General features: G+C 68.9%; 21 protein-coding genes. 7 read left to right on the forward strand and 14 right to left on the reverse strand.

The genetic code is table 11. The features are described from left to right. Window positions 1-8: 8 nt before the first annotated feature. From CMN_RS00660 to CMN_RS00675, 3 genes are all read right to left on the reverse strand, one after another. The gene (locus CMN_RS00660) at window positions 9-647 is read right to left on the reverse strand and encodes a LysE family translocator (protein ID WP_015488940.1); all 639 of its coding nucleotides are present in this window, start codon (window positions 645-647) and stop codon (window positions 9-11) included. 74 nt (window positions 648-721) lie between these two features. Further along, entirely contained in the window at window positions 722-979 is a 258-nt protein-coding gene (locus tag CMN_RS00665) for a 3-hydroxyacyl-CoA dehydrogenase NAD-binding domain-containing protein (protein ID WP_041465185.1), read from the reverse strand. Between the two features lie 158 nt (window positions 980-1137). Next, a complete protein-coding gene (locus tag CMN_RS00675; protein ID WP_015488941.1) occupies window positions 1138-1749 on the reverse strand; it encodes a flavodoxin family protein in 612 nt (203 codons plus the stop codon). A gap of 160 nt (window positions 1750-1909) precedes the next feature. Here CMN_RS00675 and CMN_RS00680 point away from each other — a divergent pair, with 160 nt between their 5' ends. Beyond that, complete coding sequence (locus tag CMN_RS00680; RefSeq protein ID WP_015488942.1) at window positions 1910-2767, forward strand: phosphatase PAP2 family protein; 858 nt, start codon at window positions 1910-1912, stop codon at window positions 2765-2767. Window positions 2768-2912: 145 nt separating this feature from the next. Here CMN_RS00680 and CMN_RS00685 read toward each other — a convergent pair whose 3' ends face one another. Then, window positions 2913-3074, reverse strand: coding sequence for a hypothetical protein (locus CMN_RS00685; RefSeq protein WP_227077709.1), 162 nt, complete (start codon window positions 3072-3074; stop codon window positions 2913-2915). A gap of 621 nt (window positions 3075-3695) precedes the next feature. On the opposite strand from CMN_RS00685, the gene CMN_RS00690 reads away from it, so the two are divergent. The 3 genes from CMN_RS00690 to CMN_RS14900 all read left to right on the forward strand — a co-directional run bounded on the left by CMN_RS00690 (window position 3696) and on the right by CMN_RS14900 (window position 6173). Next, window positions 3696-4109: a hypothetical protein gene (locus CMN_RS00690; protein WP_041465187.1), complete on the forward strand. Its 414-nt coding sequence runs from the start codon at window positions 3696-3698 to the stop codon at window positions 4107-4109. 138 nt (window positions 4110-4247) lie between these two features. Next, a complete protein-coding gene (locus tag CMN_RS00695; RefSeq protein ID WP_015488946.1) occupies window positions 4248-4757 on the forward strand; it encodes a hypothetical protein in 510 nt (169 codons plus the stop codon). Between the two features lie 1014 nt (window positions 4758-5771). Further along, the gene (locus CMN_RS14900) at window positions 5772-6173 is read left to right on the forward strand and encodes a M12 family metallo-peptidase (RefSeq protein WP_172638671.1); all 402 of its coding nucleotides are present in this window, start codon (window positions 5772-5774) and stop codon (window positions 6171-6173) included. Between the two features lie 1136 nt (window positions 6174-7309). Here the strand turns inward: CMN_RS14900 and CMN_RS00705 are convergent. After that, a complete protein-coding gene (locus CMN_RS00705; RefSeq protein WP_015488948.1) occupies window positions 7310-7918 on the reverse strand; it encodes a recombinase family protein in 609 nt (202 codons plus the stop codon). Between the two features lie 289 nt (window positions 7919-8207). After that, entirely contained in the window at window positions 8208-9347 is a 1140-nt protein-coding gene (locus tag CMN_RS14550; protein ID WP_319637250.1) for an expansin EXLX1 family cellulose-binding protein, read from the reverse strand. Window positions 9348-9736: 389 nt separating this feature from the next. Here CMN_RS14550 and arfB point away from each other — a divergent pair, with 389 nt between their 5' ends. Beyond that, window positions 9737-10159: an alternative ribosome rescue aminoacyl-tRNA hydrolase ArfB gene (gene arfB, locus CMN_RS00715; RefSeq protein WP_015488950.1), complete on the forward strand. Its 423-nt coding sequence runs from the start codon at window positions 9737-9739 to the stop codon at window positions 10157-10159. A gap of 27 nt (window positions 10160-10186) precedes the next feature. Here arfB and CMN_RS00720 read toward each other — a convergent pair whose 3' ends face one another. Both CMN_RS00720 and CMN_RS15050 read right to left on the reverse strand, forming a co-directional pair. Further along, window positions 10187-11236: an LLM class flavin-dependent oxidoreductase gene (locus tag CMN_RS00720; RefSeq protein ID WP_015488951.1), complete on the reverse strand. Its 1050-nt coding sequence runs from the start codon at window positions 11234-11236 to the stop codon at window positions 10187-10189. A gap of 80 nt (window positions 11237-11316) precedes the next feature. Then, window positions 11317-11472 (reverse strand): type II toxin-antitoxin system Phd/YefM family antitoxin, encoded by a 156-nt coding sequence (locus CMN_RS15050; protein WP_015488952.1) that lies wholly within the window; start codon window positions 11470-11472, stop codon window positions 11317-11319. Window positions 11473-11541: 69 nt separating this feature from the next. Here CMN_RS15050 and CMN_RS00725 point away from each other — a divergent pair, with 69 nt between their 5' ends. Continuing rightward, window positions 11542-11886 (forward strand): DUF2200 domain-containing protein, encoded by a 345-nt coding sequence (locus CMN_RS00725; RefSeq protein ID WP_015488953.1) that lies wholly within the window; start codon window positions 11542-11544, stop codon window positions 11884-11886. Here CMN_RS00725 and CMN_RS00730 read toward each other — a convergent pair. The 4 genes from CMN_RS00730 to CMN_RS00745 form a co-directional block, all read right to left on the reverse strand. Next, window positions 11883-12110 (reverse strand): DUF2283 domain-containing protein, encoded by a 228-nt coding sequence (locus CMN_RS00730; protein ID WP_015488954.1) that lies wholly within the window; start codon window positions 12108-12110, stop codon window positions 11883-11885. The two genes, CMN_RS00725 and CMN_RS00730, sit on opposite strands and share 4 nt — an antisense overlap. Then, window positions 12110-12685, reverse strand: coding sequence for a TetR/AcrR family transcriptional regulator (locus tag CMN_RS00735; protein WP_015488955.1), 576 nt, complete (start codon window positions 12683-12685; stop codon window positions 12110-12112). The genes CMN_RS00730 and CMN_RS00735 overlap by 1 nt, the downstream gene beginning before the upstream one ends. 84 nt (window positions 12686-12769) lie before the next feature. Next, on the reverse strand, window positions 12770-13201 hold the full coding sequence (locus tag CMN_RS14555) for a Fic family protein (protein WP_051057914.1): 432 nt from the start codon (window positions 13199-13201) through the stop codon (window positions 12770-12772). Between the two features lie 345 nt (window positions 13202-13546). Next, on the reverse strand, window positions 13547-13768 hold the full coding sequence (locus CMN_RS00745; RefSeq protein ID WP_015488956.1) for an antitoxin VbhA family protein: 222 nt from the start codon (window positions 13766-13768) through the stop codon (window positions 13547-13549). A 165-nt stretch (window positions 13769-13933) separates the two neighbouring features. Between CMN_RS00745 and CMN_RS00750 the strand changes: the two genes are divergently transcribed. Further along, a complete protein-coding gene (locus tag CMN_RS00750; protein ID WP_015488957.1) occupies window positions 13934-15055 on the forward strand; it encodes a zinc-binding alcohol dehydrogenase family protein in 1122 nt (373 codons plus the stop codon). Here CMN_RS00750 and CMN_RS00755 read toward each other — a convergent pair. Both CMN_RS00755 and CMN_RS00760 read right to left on the reverse strand, forming a co-directional pair. Continuing rightward, window positions 15052-15855, reverse strand: coding sequence for a hypothetical protein (locus tag CMN_RS00755; protein ID WP_015488958.1), 804 nt, complete (start codon window positions 15853-15855; stop codon window positions 15052-15054). The genes CMN_RS00750 and CMN_RS00755 overlap by 4 nt on opposite strands. Further along, entirely contained in the window at window positions 15852-16505 is a 654-nt protein-coding gene (locus CMN_RS00760; RefSeq protein ID WP_015488959.1) for a metallophosphoesterase family protein, read from the reverse strand. The genes CMN_RS00755 and CMN_RS00760 overlap by 4 nt, the downstream gene beginning before the upstream one ends. Between the last annotated feature and the right edge of the window lie 19 nt (window positions 16506-16524).

Here is a 16524-nt window from a genome sequence, read left to right on the forward strand (position 1 = left end):
CCGGGCGCCTAGGCCGGCGCCGGCGCCTCCACCGCGAGCTTCACGCCGACCGCGCCGAGGAGGCCGCCGGTGGCCCAGCGCTGCCAGCGCATCCACCGAAGGCGGCCGCGCAGGAACACGGCGATGGAGCCGGCCGCCAGGACGATGCCCGCGTTCACCGCGAGGCTCACCAGGATCTGCACCGCCCCGAGCTGGAAGCCCTGCGCGACGACGTCGCCGGCGCCCCGGTCGACGAACTGCGGGATGAGCGCGAGGTACATGATCGCGGCCTTCGGGTTGAGCAGGTTCGTGACGAGGCCCCTGCGGAAGAGCTTCGCGGTCGAGTCGCGCGGCAGGTCGCGGGTGTCGAAGACGGAGGCGCCGCCCGGGCGGAGCGTGGAGTACGCGAGCCACAGCAGGTACGCCGCACCGACTGCCTTGAGGCCCGTGTAGAGCCACGGCACCACGACGAAGACGGCGGCCAGGCCGACGTTGGCCATGGTCATGTAGACGACGAATCCCACGCCGGTGCCGGCCAGCGAGACCAGCCCGGCGCGACGGCCCTGGCTGATGCTGCGCGAGACGAGGTACATCATGTTCGGGCCCGGCGTGAGGACCATGCCGAGGGCGACGAGGGCCATGGCGGATGCGGCGGCCAGGGTGATCATGCGGGTCCTCCTCGCGGGTCGCCGGCGGGTGGTCCGCGCCGTGGGGACCAGCTTGGCGCATGGGCGGGGCCGCTTCACCGGACCGCGTCAGCGGTACGAGTAGGACCCCTCGCCCGACTCCACGCCGAGCTGCCCTGGTCGATGTACTCGCTCTTCAGGTGCGCCGCCCACGCCTGCGCGCCCATCGCGTCGAGCCGGCCGCGCGCGGCCTCGAGCGCGGCGTCGTCCACGTCGTAGCCCGTCACGGTCTTCCCGTGGTTCGCGGCCTGGAACGCGATCTGCGCGCCGAGCACCCCCGCGCCGAGGACGGTGACCTTCGTGATCGCGGGCATGGCGGACTCCTTCGTCGGCGGGACGCGTCGAGGCGGCGCGCGGGTCCCGCGCGGGCGTCATCGCCAGCGAACCACCGGGCGCCGGGGGCGGTCGGATCCGTGTGGCCAGCGGGCAGACGCGTCCCCCTGCCCCGTCGCGGAGCAGGGGGACGCGGGCATCACTCGGCAGGCGCCGCCGGGTAGTCGTGCTGCGACAGGAACTCCGCGAGGTGCGCCGCGTTGCGGGCGGCCGTCGCGGTGACGAACGCGACCTGCTCGGGCACCTCGTCGAGGTCGTTGTAGTCGACGCTGTTCATCGCCTCGCCGTTCCAGTACACGCCGCCCTGCGCGGGGATCGAGAAGCCGACGTCGTTGAGGCCCTGGAAGAAGTCGGCCGTGATCTTGTGGGCGCCGTCCTCGTTGCCGACCACGACCGCGAGCGCGACCTTGCCGAACAGGATCGGGTTGCCGTCCTCGCGGGTCTCGGACAGCTCGGCGTCGAGTCGCTCGAGCACGCGGGAGGCGACGGACGACATGTGGCCCATCCAGGTGGGCGTGGCGAGGATCAGGATGTCGGCGGCGAGCACCGCCTCGCGGACGGTGGGCCAGGCGTCGCCGTCGCCCATGTCCTTCTCCACGCCGGGCTTGATGTCGTGGTCGACGAGGCGGATCTCGCGGCCGGTCACGCCGTGCGTGGCGAGCTCGGCGAGCACCTCGCCGGCGAGCTTGCTGGTGCTCGAGGGGGCGGGGGAGGGCTTGAGGGTGCAGTTGAGGACGATGGCGGTGGTCACGGTGTTCCCTTCGGTGGATCCCCTGGAACGTAGGCCGGTCGGGGCGGCGGCTGTCGAGGAGCTGCGCGGATCGGCTAAGGCTCGCGGCGCGGGTCATCTCCCGGCCGGCCGTCGGTAGGTTCGACGGGCGGGACTCCCCGCCGGACGCGGAGGATCCCCGATGAAAGACACCCCCGGGCACAGGCCCCTCGCCCCCCTCGACCCCGCCGACCAGGGCGTCGAGGGCGAGCTCCGCCGCGACCGCTTCCTCGGCGAGCGCGATCTCACGCGCTGGGTGACGCCCGTCGGCCGGATCCTCGCCCGCGTCGTGCAGCGGATCATGCGCGCGCTCGGCCCGCACGCCGCCCTCGTGATCACGCTGCTGGTCGGCCTCGTGCTCGCGTTCGGCCTCGCCGCGATCGCCGCGCAGGTCTACGACAACGTGACCGACGCCGACGGGGTCGCCGGCCTCGACAAGCCGCTGCTCGCCTTCATGATCGGCATCCGCACGCCGTGGCTCAACGACGCGGCGACCGCCTACACCGACGTCGCGGGCGTCGTCATCATGCCGATCATCGCGGTGGTCACGATGCTGTTCTTGAGCGTCCGGCGCCGCTCGTGGACGCCGGTCATCCTGGTGCTCGCGGCCGGCGGCGGATCCCTGCTGCTCACCATCGCGGGCAAGGACATCGTCGGCCGCGCGCGCCCCGACCTCGCCGACGCGGTGCCACCCTACGAGACCTCGCCGTCGTTCCCGAGCGGTCACACGCTGAACGCGGTGGCGATCGCCGGGATCCTCGCCTACCTGCTCCTCCTCCGCCAGCACCGCCGGGCGACGCGCGTGCTCTCGATCGCGGTGGCCGTGGTCTTCGCCATCACCATCGGCGCCTCCCGCGTGTACCTCGGCCACCACTGGTTCACGGACGTGCTCGCGGCCTTCTTCCTGAGCGGCGCGTGGCTGGCGCTGGTGATCACGGCGCATCGGCTGTACCTGACGGCGCGGCGGCCGGGGGCGGTGGAGGCGGGCGCGGGGCGCTGATCATCTGCGACAACTTGTTTACGTGCATCCGCTTAAGCTCCGCCCCTGACAAGCGCGTTGCTCTGCTCGGTTCGTCTCAGATCCGTGTCGCTAAACGGGCTGTCTCAGGCGCAGTGCTTCGGCCCCTCGCGAGGGGGCATGCTCGCTAAATGGGCTCGATAGGCAGCTCACCCTCTCGGCTCTTGGGAGGCATCCACGAGGGGATCCCCTGATCGGTGAGCTCGAGGTGGTCGACGACCAGCTCGAACATGACGGCTCGCGAGACGCCGGCGCGATCAGCGATCGCGTCGAACTTGTTTTTGGACACGCGCTCAACCTCGTACCCGATCGGAACGGGGTCTACGAGGGTGCCGCGGGGGCGGCGCTTGGGGGCCATTCGGCCGCTTGGTCCTGGGGTAAAGGCGACGGGCAACAGGCGCGCGAGGTGTCGTCGAACGTTGGCCGGCGTAGGTTCACGACATGACGAACCCAGGATGGCCACGAGACCGATACACCGGCCCGGGCGGCGGCGAGCACACGGGCCCCGGCGGAGGCATGCACACCGGGCCTGGCGGCGGTCTTCACACCGGGCCCGGCGGCGGGCTCCATACCGGCCCTGGCGGTGGGCTCCACACGGGCCCCGGCGGCGGCCTATACACCGGCCCGGCGGACAAGCCATATCGGAGCAATGTTCCCCCGTGGCCGGTCTTCATCCGAGAGCTCCGGGTACGCGGCCTGGACGGCATCGCCGACCAGATTGCAGCCGCTCGGGGCCTTTAGCGAGCCATCGCCAGGCCGAGTCCCGGCTCCTCGACCCCCGGTGTGGAGGGCGCGCACGTCACCGCTCCGAGCTACCGTCGGCTCTATGCCCGAAGACGAAACACCCGAAACCCCCACCCTGTACGACCAGCTATTCGAAGCCGCCCCGTACTACGCGCACCGTCACGTCGTGAGCGACCCCCGATCCGCGCAGTTCGAGCGGCTCACCGAGGCGCTCGACGTCGCCCTGCCCGGCAAAGAGGTCAAGTACGCAACGCACTCGTTCCCGGACGCGGGCGAGCCCCTGCCGGACCTCAGCGGCACCGCGTTCGTCGTGACGGAGACGGTCATCGCCTCGATCGAGGCGGGCCAGCACCTCGAGGTGCACGTCGCGCCTCTGAGCGCCATCCGCACGATCACCCTGTCCTCTGCGCCGGGCTCGTCCTTCACTACCAACGACGAGTGGAACGGACGATCGGTCACCATCGCGGTGGACGGCATGCCGCACCCCATCAGGTTCCCGGCCGGCCCCACGAGCGCGGACAACGCCGCGAGGTTCGCGAAGCTCTACCCCGTGCTCATCACCGCTCTGGGGGCGGCATAGCCGCCAGCCGCCGGTACAGCGCCGAGGTCAACATGCCGAGGTCGCGCGCGATGAGCAGGGCTGCGACTGCGTGTTGCACCGCCCACGCCCTTGTGCTGGGGGAGGTGGCGGCGAGTAAGTGCCGATACGGTCAGAGGCATGTCTGACGCCGCGAGTCCCAGCTACTTCAGTCTCAACGCTCAGTTATATGGAGCCGACGGAGGGCACGTGCACAATCAGCAGGCCAAGAACCCCCGAACCCGCGCGTTCGAGTCGCTCGTTAAGTGTCTCGAAGACGCACTCTGCGGCGAGCCGGCCATCTACGCCACCCACACGTTCACGATGCAGTTCGATGAGTCGGGCCCGCTGACGGGCACAGCTCACGCGGTGACAGAGACACTCATCGCCACCGCTGAAGTGCGCGACAACAAGGTCATCGGGATCACGGTGACGCCGCTTCGTGCTATCACGTCGCTCGAGATTTCGGACAAGGAACCGACCAGGCGCTTCTCCGGCGATGCCACATGGGGCGGACTCAGCGTGACGGCCACGACGGACCGACCGACTTCCACGTTCAACTTCCCTGCAGCGCATAGGTCCAGCGCCTCCAACGCGGAGGACTTCGCCCGTTTGTACCCGAAACTGGTCGATATCCTGCGCGGTCGCTAGAGCGATTGCACGATGGACACAAGCGCGTGGGTGGCGATCGCAGCCGGTGCCGCGGCGCTCGTCGCCGTCTGGCAGGCGTGGGAAGCCTGCCGTGCGCGTACGGATGCCCAAGCAGCCCGCGACAAGGCTGATGAACACGAGCGGCGAGCCGTGTCAGCGGCAGAGCTCTCGTCCGGCGCGGCGGCCCGTAGCGCCACGGCTCACGAGCGTCTCGTCGCACTTGCCGAAGAGCAAGCCAGGAGCCAAGAGACTTGGGGCGCACAAGTTCTTGACGGTGAGCGATGGGAGATCACCAACCTCACCGCTGATGCCCTAGACGTTAATGCGTCACCAGCAGACGATGAAGAGCACTTGACCGTGGACGAGAGCGATCACCCGTTCGTCACCGTTGGGCCGGGTGAGAGCGTCACTGGTGAGTGGCCTGACCGGCTCAGCCGGCGGCCGTTCGCACGAGTGGAGCTGCGCTGGAGGGATCCGCATGGAGGAGCTCTGCGCTCGTCGCTAGTCACGCTTCGTAGGCCATAAGCGACTACACACGGGAAGTGCGGGCAGCGCACCGCCTCTCTACTATGCAACAGTAAATGATAACTTGTCTCAATAATAAAAGGTGGCGTCACTCCCGACTCCACCGGGCGCCCCCGTTTTATAACGCTTGGGAAACCAGTATTTACTGGCCAAGTATCGACGCCCTAATATCCGCGCGCAAGTCACGTCGCTACCGAAGCGCCGACATCAAAGCGTACGCCCCCGCCGCCGCAACCCCTTGTTGACTCACACAAGGCTCATTACGGTAAGTACACCGACGTGCTGGCGTCGGTGACCACTCACGGGGGGATCTCTATGAAGAGAAAATGACTGGGGTCGGCATTGGCCGCGATGGCGCTAGTAGCTGGCCTCACGGTTGCGGTGCCACAGTTCGCGTCCGCATATAGCCTTGGGAATTGTCGCTGGGGAGGAATTAGCGACCTTCGATGGGCCAACTTTTCGGGAACGACCGGTATCTATGCGACAGCAATGAGTACCGGTGCATCTCGATGGAATGCCACTGGCACGGGTATCGGCATTAGCCAGGCAATCAACACCACGTCTGTAAACTTCAACGTCAATTCGGCAAACTTCGGTAACGTGACCTGGTCCGGTCGTGCCCCGAACTTCGACACGTGCAACGCGGGCGGATATAACCAGGCACTGCCGCTGCAACTCAACACGTACTACCTCGCGAATTACTCCGCGACTCAGCGTGCGATGGTTGCTGCTCACGAACTCGGCCATAATCTCGGACTCCGCCATGTCGGAGGAGACACGACGGCGTGCGGATCCGTAGCGCTAATGAATCCGGGAGATACGCGTCGAACCGCCTGTAGTGTCTACGGGCCAAAGGTCGACGACATCAACGGCATCAACGCGAAGTACTGAGGAGTAGATCCATGAAAAATCGATATGCGCCCAAGGTTCTCGCGCTCGTGGCAGCTTCCTCTGTCATCATGCTGGCTGGATGCACCTCTAGTGCGGATGCGCCCAGCGGTGATCCCAAGTCGCTGATGACAGGTACAAAGGAGGCCCCCTTGGAGTGGGATGCGACCACAGCAGACGGTGAGACCTTCGAGACCCTCAACGCTGTCTCACAAGCGGCAACTGTGGTGATACAGGGAACTGCCGAGTCAAGCAGAGTCGAACGAGTATCTGAGGTGCCGTTTACGGTCACCACCGTGAACGTTAGCAGCGTCGTCAGTGGTACCCACGAGGGGGCATCGATCGACATTCGCCAGTTTGGCGATGAGTACAATACGGACCACTCTTACGCAAATGTGCTTTCGCCTGGGGGGCGACTACCTGCTATATCTTGAGCCGTTCGAGCTTGAGGCAGGCGTGCCAACTGGTCAATATGTGATCGTCGGCGGCGTAGCTGCCTGGGAAAAGGCGCCAAGCGGTGAACTCGAGGGCATGGCCGGCGAGTCGAAGTTGCCTGACGTCGTAACCCAAAGCGACATTCAGGCGTCTCTCGACTAAGTCGATTCAACTTCGGGGTGGCATCGGCAACGATGTCACCCCGTCACCTGTACGCGAGTGAGGTAGGCCGCGCAGGAGGCGTCGGCGTCGCATGAGTCCAGTGGACTTCCGGTCACTAACACCTGCGCATTCCCAATAGGAAACCCGGCCGGTACCTCTACGGCTGCAGTAAAGCTTCCATCAGAAGCAACGGGAACGACAACCACATCGGTCCGTTGTGACTCGTCGTTTTCGCTGATAAGGCGTACTTCGTAAGTGGCATCATCGGCTAAAGCTAAGTCACACGGTGCGGCAGGGCTCGAGATAGAGAGGTTGGCGCCTGTCGAGACGGATGCCGGCGTTGCCGTCAACGGCGCAGGAGCGCACTTATTCGAGCCCGGTGAGCATGCCGTCAGAGTTACCGCGATAGAGAGCATCGCGATTGATAGTGTCAGATACTTCGCATGCTTGAACATGTGCGTCGCCTTTAGAAATTGCGTTGTGAGCCAGCATAGATGAGACATTGATCGCCACAAGGAGGACGTCAAGTTCGCACGCGCGGCTTAAGCAGACACGTCGCCTGAAGCGTCTGCTTCTCGAAGGTGCTGTAGCCGTCGGTACAGCGTCGTGGTCGACATACCGAGGTCTCGCGCGACCTGCGCGGCCGGTTTCTCGGCCGCAATGAGCTGGGCGGCGTTCGCGATCTGGCTGTCCGTGAACTTCCGCCGGCGGCCGCCGAGGTCGCGGCCGGCGGCGCGGCGATTGGCCACGGAGTCGACAACGCGCTCGCTCTTGATCTCGCGTTCAGCCTGCGCGAGCGCGGCCATCATGGTGAACACCATCGCCCCCATGGTGGTGGACGTGTCGACGTCGCCGCCGCCGAGATTGAGCACCCGGAGACCGACGTCGGCAGCCTGGAACTCGCCAGCGAGCACGAGCATGTTGGACGTCGACCGGCCGAGGCGATCGAGCGTCGTCACCACGAGCGTGTCGCCCGCGTGCAGCGCCGCACGCGCGACGTCGAACTGCGGCCTCGAGGCGCGGGCGCCGGACACCCCGTGATCGACGTACAGGTCATCCCGACGCACGCCGGCCGTGAGCAGGTCAACGACCTGCCGGTCCGTGCTCTGCTGCCGAGTCGAGACCCGCGCGTACCCGATGAGCTTCCCCACGACGTCCTACCTGTCCCGCAACCGACAATGAACACGCCCAGCTAAGCACCACTTGCGGGCCATGGTTGCGGGACACTCGCGGCCGCGGTGTTCGGCGGCGGGCTCCGATCGCTCGCGGGACGTCCCACAACCCAAGGGATGCGGGACAAGAAGAGGTGAACGCGACACCCTTCTCCGGTGGCGAGCTCAGCCTTCACAGCAGGCGAGTGCGGCGACCAACGCGCGATGGCTCCGGGGACGCATCCCCGGAGCCATCGCCGCGTACATGTGGAGGTCGTGCGATCAGGGCTCAGTGCACCGGATAGAACCGGCGCGCCGTACTCTGGATCTCCCCTGGTGCCATTCGGATTCCGGGGAGAACGACCGAGCGACCGTATTGGTCAGTCACTCTAACGGTCATCGGGCCGTCCGGGATAGGTGAAGGTGTCACCCAGTACCCGTAGTCAGTGCGGCTCAGGCCCAGCCACTGTCCATCGGCTTGGACTTCAACATGGTCGATGGGGTTGCCGGCGTTCAGAATCTGCAGACCGGCCCACCATCGGGATGAGCCCTCCTTGACCCGGACGGCGACATCGGGCACGTCCGGATCCCGGACGGTGGTGTAGCTGATCGGGATGACGCCGGCATCGAAGTCGCCGACGGCACGGAACGCTTCCTCGCTCAAGTCGAGATGTCCGATCTCGCACTCGTGGCATTGGTCGACGATTTGGACGCGGACGGTGCCCTTGGGGCCCGTGACGAGGAGGTACGAACCGCACGCGGCGGCTCCGCTGTACTCGGGGCTGCTGACCGCAACGTACATGCGGTCGGCGGGGACAGCCGGCATGGAGCAGTTGCCATTCGCGATCGTGTTGCCGGTACCGAGCGAGTAGTGCGTGGCACGGCCGTGCGTCGCCGACTGGGACGGCGGCGTGGGCTGGGACGGCGGCGTGGGCTGGGACGGCGGCGTGGGCTGGGACGGCGGCGTTCCGGCCGCTGTGGCACTGATTTGAGGCGAAGAGGGAGCGGGTCCACCCGCCAACTGCACGCCGACGCTAACGGTCTGTCCGGCGGCGAGCTCGCTTGCCCAGTCCGTGCCGGTGCAGGTCACGGTGTTGGAGGCGACGCTACAGCGCATGCCCCAACTGTTGACGACGCCGGTGGTTTCCGGGCTGGCCCATGAGACGGTCCATCCCGTGACAGCGTCTGTCGCGGTGACGTCGAGGTTCGCCACGTAGCCGGATGCCCAGGACCCGCCCGGCTGCCACTTCGCTGAAATCGCGCCTGGCTTCGCCGGACCTGGCTGCGATTCGGATCCGCCAGATCCCGGACCCGCTGCGGTGGCGGCTGAGGCAGGCGCGGCGAATGCGCCAAACGTGGCACCGACTGCCATCGCAAAGAGAAGGAACATCCTGATTACTAAGGGTACACTAACTTGTCGAACAGTCATGTAAGGATCGTAGGACAATCATCCGGCTGTCCTAAAAACCACTTCCACAGAAGCTTTTCACACGCACCCCTAAAGCCCGAAACATCACCCAGTAGGTCTTTCTTTGAGGGGCGCGGTGCGCCGTCAGCGTGACCCCCTCAGGAGCCGAATATATTGTATTGCCCGAGGGGCGGAATGCGGCCCGAAGCGTGAGAGGCGATGCGGTCAAGACAATCTTCTCCGATCGGCATGACCCTGCACGCATCGGAACTACCTAACCGCGTGGATGGCTGAAATGCATGACCTACCAAGGCTTGCGGGACTCGCGGCAGTGGTGAATCAGTTCGTGGCACCTCGACGGATGAGTCGAGCCGCCGATCTCCTTTCGTAAAGCGTGGGACCCTTGCCCCATGGATCTCGAGGTCGGCCCCGCGCTGACCATCCTCGCGGCCGAGCTGCGGTGGCGGTTCTCGCGGTCGTCGGGGCCCGGCGGGCAGCACGTCAACACGTCCGCCAGCCGGGTGCAGCTCACGTGGAGCCCGGTCGAGTCGCTGGTGCTGACCGATCAGCAGCGGGCGCGGATCCTCGAACGGCTCGGCCGGCGCCTGGTCGGCGGCGCGATCACGGTGACCGTCTCCGAGCAGCGGTCGCAGCTGCGGAACCGGGTGGCCGCGCTCGACGCGCTCCGCGAGATCGTGGCGGATGCGCTCGCGCCGGACGCCGCCCCGCGACGCCCGACGCGTCCCACCAAGGGATCGCAGAAGAGACGCCTCGCGGCGAAGACGCAGCGCTCCGCGATGAAGCAGCAGCGCAAGCGTCCGACCGGCGACTGATCCCGCGGACGAGCAGGCGTCAGCGGATCAGGCGGACGCCCCCACGGACGCGTCCGTCCGGTCCCACCCCAGCGCCTCCCCGATCTGCTTGATCGCCGCGAGCGAGCGCAGGTTGAAGTCCACGCCGAGCTGGTTCGGGATCGTGACGAGGAGGGTGTCGGCCGCGGCGATCGCCTGGTCGGCGCCGAGCTCCTCGATGAGGCGCTCCGGGCTGCCGATGTAGGACCGGCCGAAGCGCCACTTCTCGCCGCCGACCTGGCCGACCTGGTCCTGGCCCTCGATCTGCGAGCGGACGCCGAAGTACATCTCCGACTCGTCGTCGACGATCGGGATGATGCTGCGGCTGACGCTCACGCGCGGCTCCCACGCGTGCCCGGCGGCGGCCCAGCCGTCGCGGAACAGCTGGATCTGCTCGGCCTGGAGCACGTCGAGCGGCACGCCGGTGTCCTCCGAGAGGAGCGTCGACGACATGAGGTTCATGCCCTGCTCGGCCGCCCACTGGCCGGTCGCGCGCGTGCCGGCGCCCCACCAGATCCGCTCGCGGAGGCCCGGCGACTGCGGGGTGATCGCGACGCCGCCCGCGATGATGCCGCGCTGCGGGGCCGCGGTCGCGAGCTCCTCGCCTTCGAGCGCGCGGAGGAAGAGGCCCGTGTGGCGGCGGGCCATGTCGGCGTCGGTCTCGCCGTCGCGGGGCACGTAGCCGAACGACTCGTAGCCGGCCTCGACCTGCTCGGGCGATCCGCGGCTGATGCCGAGCTGCACCCGGCGGTTGGAGATGAGGTCGGTCATGGCCGCCTCCTCCGCCATGTAGAGGGGGTTCTCGTAGCGCATGTCGACGACGCCGGTGCCGATCTCGATCCGGCTGGTGCGGCTCGCGATGGCGGCCAGCAGCGGGAACGGCGACGCCTGCTGCGGCGCGAAGTGGTGCACGCGGAAGTACGCGCCGTCGATGCCGATCTCCTCGGCCGCGACCGCGAGGTCGATCGACTGGAGCAGGGAGTCCTGGGCGGTGCGCACGCGGGATCCGCGCACGTCCTGCCAGTGGTTGAAGGACAGGAAGCCGATCTTGGTGGCCATGGGGCGCTCCTCGGTGCTCGACGGCGGCGGCATCCGGGTGGATGCGTCTGCATGGAAGTGAACCACGGCCGCGCGCCTCCCTATTCCCGCGGGTCGTGGCGCTCCACCTCATCCGCCCGCTCGATCAGCTCGCGTTCGACGAACTCCCCACGACGCGCTCGTTCGAGCGCCTCCAGCAGCCTCTTCGCGCCAGCGGGGTTCCGGAGCAGGTAGGAGGTCTCGTCATCCTCGGACATGGGCGCCTTTCGTCGGGGGTGACGCGACGGTACCTGGCGCCCCCGACTTCCCCGGCCTACGCTCCGACCATGCATTGGCTCTTCACGACGCCGTTCGCCGCGGTGTACCCCCTCTACGTGAAGAAGGTCGAGCGCAAGGGCCGCACTCAGGCCGAGGTCTACCAGGTGATCACCTGGCTCACCGGCTTCGACGCCGCGGAGCTCCAGCACCACCTCGACGCGGAGACCAGGTTCCAGGACTTCTTCGCCGCGGCCCGCCTGAACCCGCTCGCCGACGAGGTGCGCGGCGTGATCTGCGGCGTCCGCATCGAGGAGATCGACGACCCGCTCATGAAGCGGATCCGCATCCTCGACCGGCTCGTCGACGAGGTCGCTCGCGGTCGGCCGATGCAGAAGGTGCTGCGCGGCGGTTAGTCCGGCCGCACCGCGTCCGCGAGCACCGTCGCCGGCAGCACCGCGCTCGCGTGCAGCACCTCGATGCCGAGCAGGCGCCCGTCGGCGTCGAAGTCGAGCGCGACCTCGCCGCGGTCGCCCGGCGTGGTGATCGAGTGGATCGTCGTGGCGGCCTCGCCGTCGCCGGGCGGCCCTGCGAGCTCGACGTACGCGGCGTCGGCGGCCGGGTCGTAGGTGACCCGCATCACGCGCCCGCCCCCATCACCCGGCGGAACGCATCCAGCGTCTCGCGCAGCACGACGGCGAGGTCGGTCGTGCCGCCGCCGTCGGAGAGCCAGCGGCCGATCGAGACGCCGAAGACGGTCGCGGTGGCGTGGGCGACGAGCGCGGCGGTGAGCGGATCCGACCCGCGCTCCACGAACCCCGCGCGCACGGCCTCCTGCATCGCCTGGAGCTTGCGCATCTCGCGCTCCTGCAGCCCGGGGTCGGCGCCGATGATGCGCTTGCGCGCGAGCAGCGTCGCGCGCCCCTCCGCGAACTGCGAGGCGACGACCTCGGGGAAGCCGTCCTCGACGACCTGGAGTGGGGAGCGGTCGGCGGGCGCCTCGCGGATGATGCGCGTCACGAGCGCCGGCAGCTCGTCCTCCTCGGCGAAGAGCACCTCGCGCTTGTCGGCGAAGTGGCGGAAGAAGGTGCGGGTGGTGAGGCCGGCGCGGGCGGTGATCTCGGGCACGGTCGTCTCCGCGAAGCCCTGCTCGCGGAACAGCTCGAGGGCGGCGGCGGCCAGGCGCTCGCGCGTGTCCGGCTGCCATCTGCTCATGCGTCGATCCTAGTGATGACACGACGTGCCATGGCTGTCCCGTGCTCGAAGGCTTGTCTCGCGGGTGACCTGATCCGCCGCCCGTCAGGAGCCGCGACCACCGCCGTGGCCCGGTCGCACCGAGGAGCGGCCGAGAGGATCGGCGGTCCGCGCGGTGGCCGGCCGTGCCTGCGGGATCCGCGGAGCCCCCTCGCCCGTGGGGCGTCCCGCACCCGCCGGCGCGACCGTGACGATGGTGCGCAGGGCGTCGCGCAGTGGGGCGAGGTGGCCCTCGCGAGCCTCCGCGGAAATGGTCACATTCTGCGCCGAGGTGAGCTGGGACCAGTCGATGCGCCGGCCCGCGTCGCGCGCCACCAGCTCGAAGTAGTGGCGCTGGGTCCGCCCGTTGCCCTCGCGGAAGGGATGTGCCTCGTTGATCTCGGAGAACCTCCGGGCGAGCAGGTCGACGAAGCGCTCGTGATCCATGCCCGGGCGCAGCATGCCGTCCTCGTGCATGCGCTGGGCGGCGCGATTCACGGCGAAGGCGGCGTACTCCGGCGACAGGAACGGCTCGGGGGGGGATGCCCTTGGAGATGTTGACCGTCCGGATCTCGCCCGCCCAGGGATAGACGTCCTGGAAGAGGCGGAGGTGGATGGCCTGGAGGTGATCGATGCCGTACGAGCCGGTGATGGGGCGGACGCGTGCCTCGATCAACTGCGCTTCCACGTGGTCGTCCTCGAATGCCCGGAGCTCGGCCTGCGTCTGCAGCGGCTCGGCCGAGAGGGTGCGGAGCAGTCCGGTGCTCGGATCGAGGTATCCCGCCCAGCGACCCTCGGGGCTGGTCGCTGTCTCCCAGGGGCGGTGGTTCGTCGGCATGCGGATCAGCGGGGCGCCGAGGTCGGGTGCAGCCGGCGCGCTCCGGCCACCAGCTCGTCCGCGGTGATGCGGCCGTCGACCCATTGCTCCTGCAGCTCGCGCATGGCATCCGTCGAGCTGCCGCCCTCCAGGGCGGTCGACGCGCGCGTCTCGTCGACGACCTGTCGGCGCCAGCTCCGCTCCGCCTCGCTGAGCGGGGCGGTCGGTTCCGAGGGCGTGGTCGTCATGGCGCTTCCTTCCGGACGGGATCACGAATCTATCGAGCGGCGCCCGCCGGTGGGACGGCATCTCCGGACACCCTGCATCGAATCGATGACACGACATGTCATCACGGTGTATGGTGATGACACGCGATGTCATCGGACAGCGCGATCCGAGATCGGAGACCCACCGTGCCCACCGAATCCGCCGCCTGGCTCGCCTCGTTCGCCGCCGACCTCACCGTCGGCCCCGCGCCGCGCACCGCTCCTCGCGCGGGCGAGGTCGCGATCCGCGTGCGCGCCGTCGCGATCAACCCGCTCGACACCATGAAGCAGCACATGGGCGACCTCATGTACCGCTGGCTCCCGCACCCCGCGGTGCTCGGCGAGGATGTCGCGGGCGAGGTCGAGGAGGTCGGCCCCGGCGTCACGCGCTTCGCGGTCGGCGACCGGGTGGTCGCGTACGCGGTCGGCATGGAGAAGGGGCGGCGGCACGCGGCCGAGGGCGGGTTCCAGACGCGCGTCATCGTGCGCACCGACCTCGCCGCGCCGATCCCCGCGGCCATGCGCTTCGAGGACGCCGCCGTCCTCCCGCTCGGCATCTCCACCGCCGCATCTGGACTGTTCGGCGCCGGCCAGCTCGGCCTGCGCACGCCCGACGCCGCCACGCCACCGACGGGGGAGACCGTCGTGGTCTGGGGCGGATCCACGAGCGTCGGCCTGAACGCGATCCAGCTCGCGGTCGCCGCCGGGTACGACGTGGTCACGACCGCGTCGCCGCGTAACCACGAGCTCGTGACCGGCCTCGGCGCGAGCCGCGCCTTCGACTACCGCAGCCCGACGGCGGTGCGGGACATCGTGGCGCACATCGCGGCGAGCGGTCGGCGGGTGGCGGGCGTGCTCGCGATCGGCACCGGATCCGGCGACCCGGCCGTCCGGATCGCCGCCGCCACGGGCGCGACGCGCGTCATCATGGCGAGCCCGCCGGTGTCGTTCGACACCCTGCCGCGCGGAGGTCGCATCGGGCTCCCGCTCGTGCGCCTCGGGATCCGCATGGGCACGGCCACCCCGGCCCTGATGGTCCGCGCGCGCCTCCATGGCATCCGCGCGAGCTTCATCTGGGGCAGCGCGCTCATGCACGACGGCGTCGGCGCGATGCTCTGGGAGCAGTTCCTGCCCGAAGCGCTCGCCGAGGGCCGCTACGTCGCGGCGCCCCCCGCCGAGGTGGTCGGCACGGGGCTCGAGGCGATCCAGCCGGCGATGGACCGCCTGCGCGAGGGCGTCTCGGCGCGGAAGCTCGTGGTCGCGCTCTAGCGACCGCGATCCGTCGGGCGTCCGGGATCGCGGCGGCGCATGCGCGTTGCACCCGGGGTGCGGGGTGCGTCTCGGGCGGGGGTGGAGAAGGCGAGCTTGAGTCGCTCGGCGACGGACGGGTCCACTCCGGCACGGCGCGCGTAGGCGTCGTCGCGTTGGATCAGTGCTGCCGCTGCCAACGCTCGTCGGCGCTCGGTGGTGGTGATGCCCTCGCCCACCCTGTCCCGTCGTGTGACTAGCGCTCCGAGGGGGGCGATGTCGATGAGGTGGCGCGTACTGTCGTCGCCCGCGATCTCGAGTGCGGCGGCCTTCGAGAGGATCGCACCCTGCAGCGTCGGGCGGCGGATCGTCCCGACACGTCCCTCGACTCGGAATCGGACGTCGGCCGACCGATCGAGCGCGCCCTGCGTCCCGGGTGCGGCGACCGTGGTCCCACCACCGGCGCCGCGACGGCTGTCGGCGCGCTCGCCGAGGAACCGCGGGATCAGCACATCGATGCGCGCCTCCCCACGGGTCCATCGATGCTGGTGTCCTTCGAAGCTCGTGCCGTCCGGCTCGAAGCCCATGTCGCGCGGCGCCGAGGTGAAGGTCATGAGCATCCGCGGATGCGCGCGGATGTCGAGGGCGGTGTCCGCGTCCACCGTCGGGCGGTTGGCCGGGGCGCCACGTTCCCAGCACAGCGCCTGGATCATCTGGCCGCCGACGAGCGCCCACCCGGTTGGGATCTGCTCATGGACCTCGAAGAGCGCATGCCATGCCTCTGCCTGGGGGCGCCGGAGAGGGGGTGCCTCGACGATCATGCGACCTCCCCGAGGAGATGCGCGGCCGCCGCGCGTTCGCGCGGCCCCCGGTGCTGGGCCAGATCAGCGATCAGCTCTCCGAGCGGCAGTGGCTGCTGGACGGGACGCTCCTGCACGTGCAGGAGGACGTTCGGACGATCGCCCGAGACGAGCAGGTACTCGTGGATGATCGGGTCGAGATCGTCGACGTGCATGTGCGCCTCGAGCTCCCGCGCGTCCGACATGCCCGTTCGGGGGTCGCTGATCCCCCCGGCCACGAGTCGAGGATCCGCACGCAGGTCCTCCAGGTCCTCGTCCGCCACGAGGAAGGACCGGGCCGCGGGCCGAGCGCTGCGCATCCAGGCTGCCAGCACCTCCGCTGCGTTCGGGGCATCCCGGAGCCTCGTGAGACGCCCGATCACGCGGCTCGCCTCGCTGGCGGACAGTCCGGCGCGCCATGCGTCGTCCCCGGAGAGGCGCGCGAGCAGCGCGCGCACCGAGCGCGACGACAGCGGCCGCCCGACCTCATCGTGGCGAGCCTCGGCGGCGTCGATGACCCACCTGCCCGCGATCTTGCGCGCAGGCAGCACGCCGGCCGCGGCCGCCGCCTGGACCCTCCGAGCGGAGATGCTCTGCTCCTTCGCGTATTCGGCCGCGCTGATCTCCGCCATGTCTCCCCCCTATGTGACC

This window comes from Clavibacter nebraskensis NCPPB 2581 (genome assembly GCF_000355695.1).
Classification (GTDB): domain Bacteria; phylum Actinomycetota; class Actinomycetes; order Actinomycetales; family Microbacteriaceae; genus Clavibacter; species Clavibacter nebraskensis.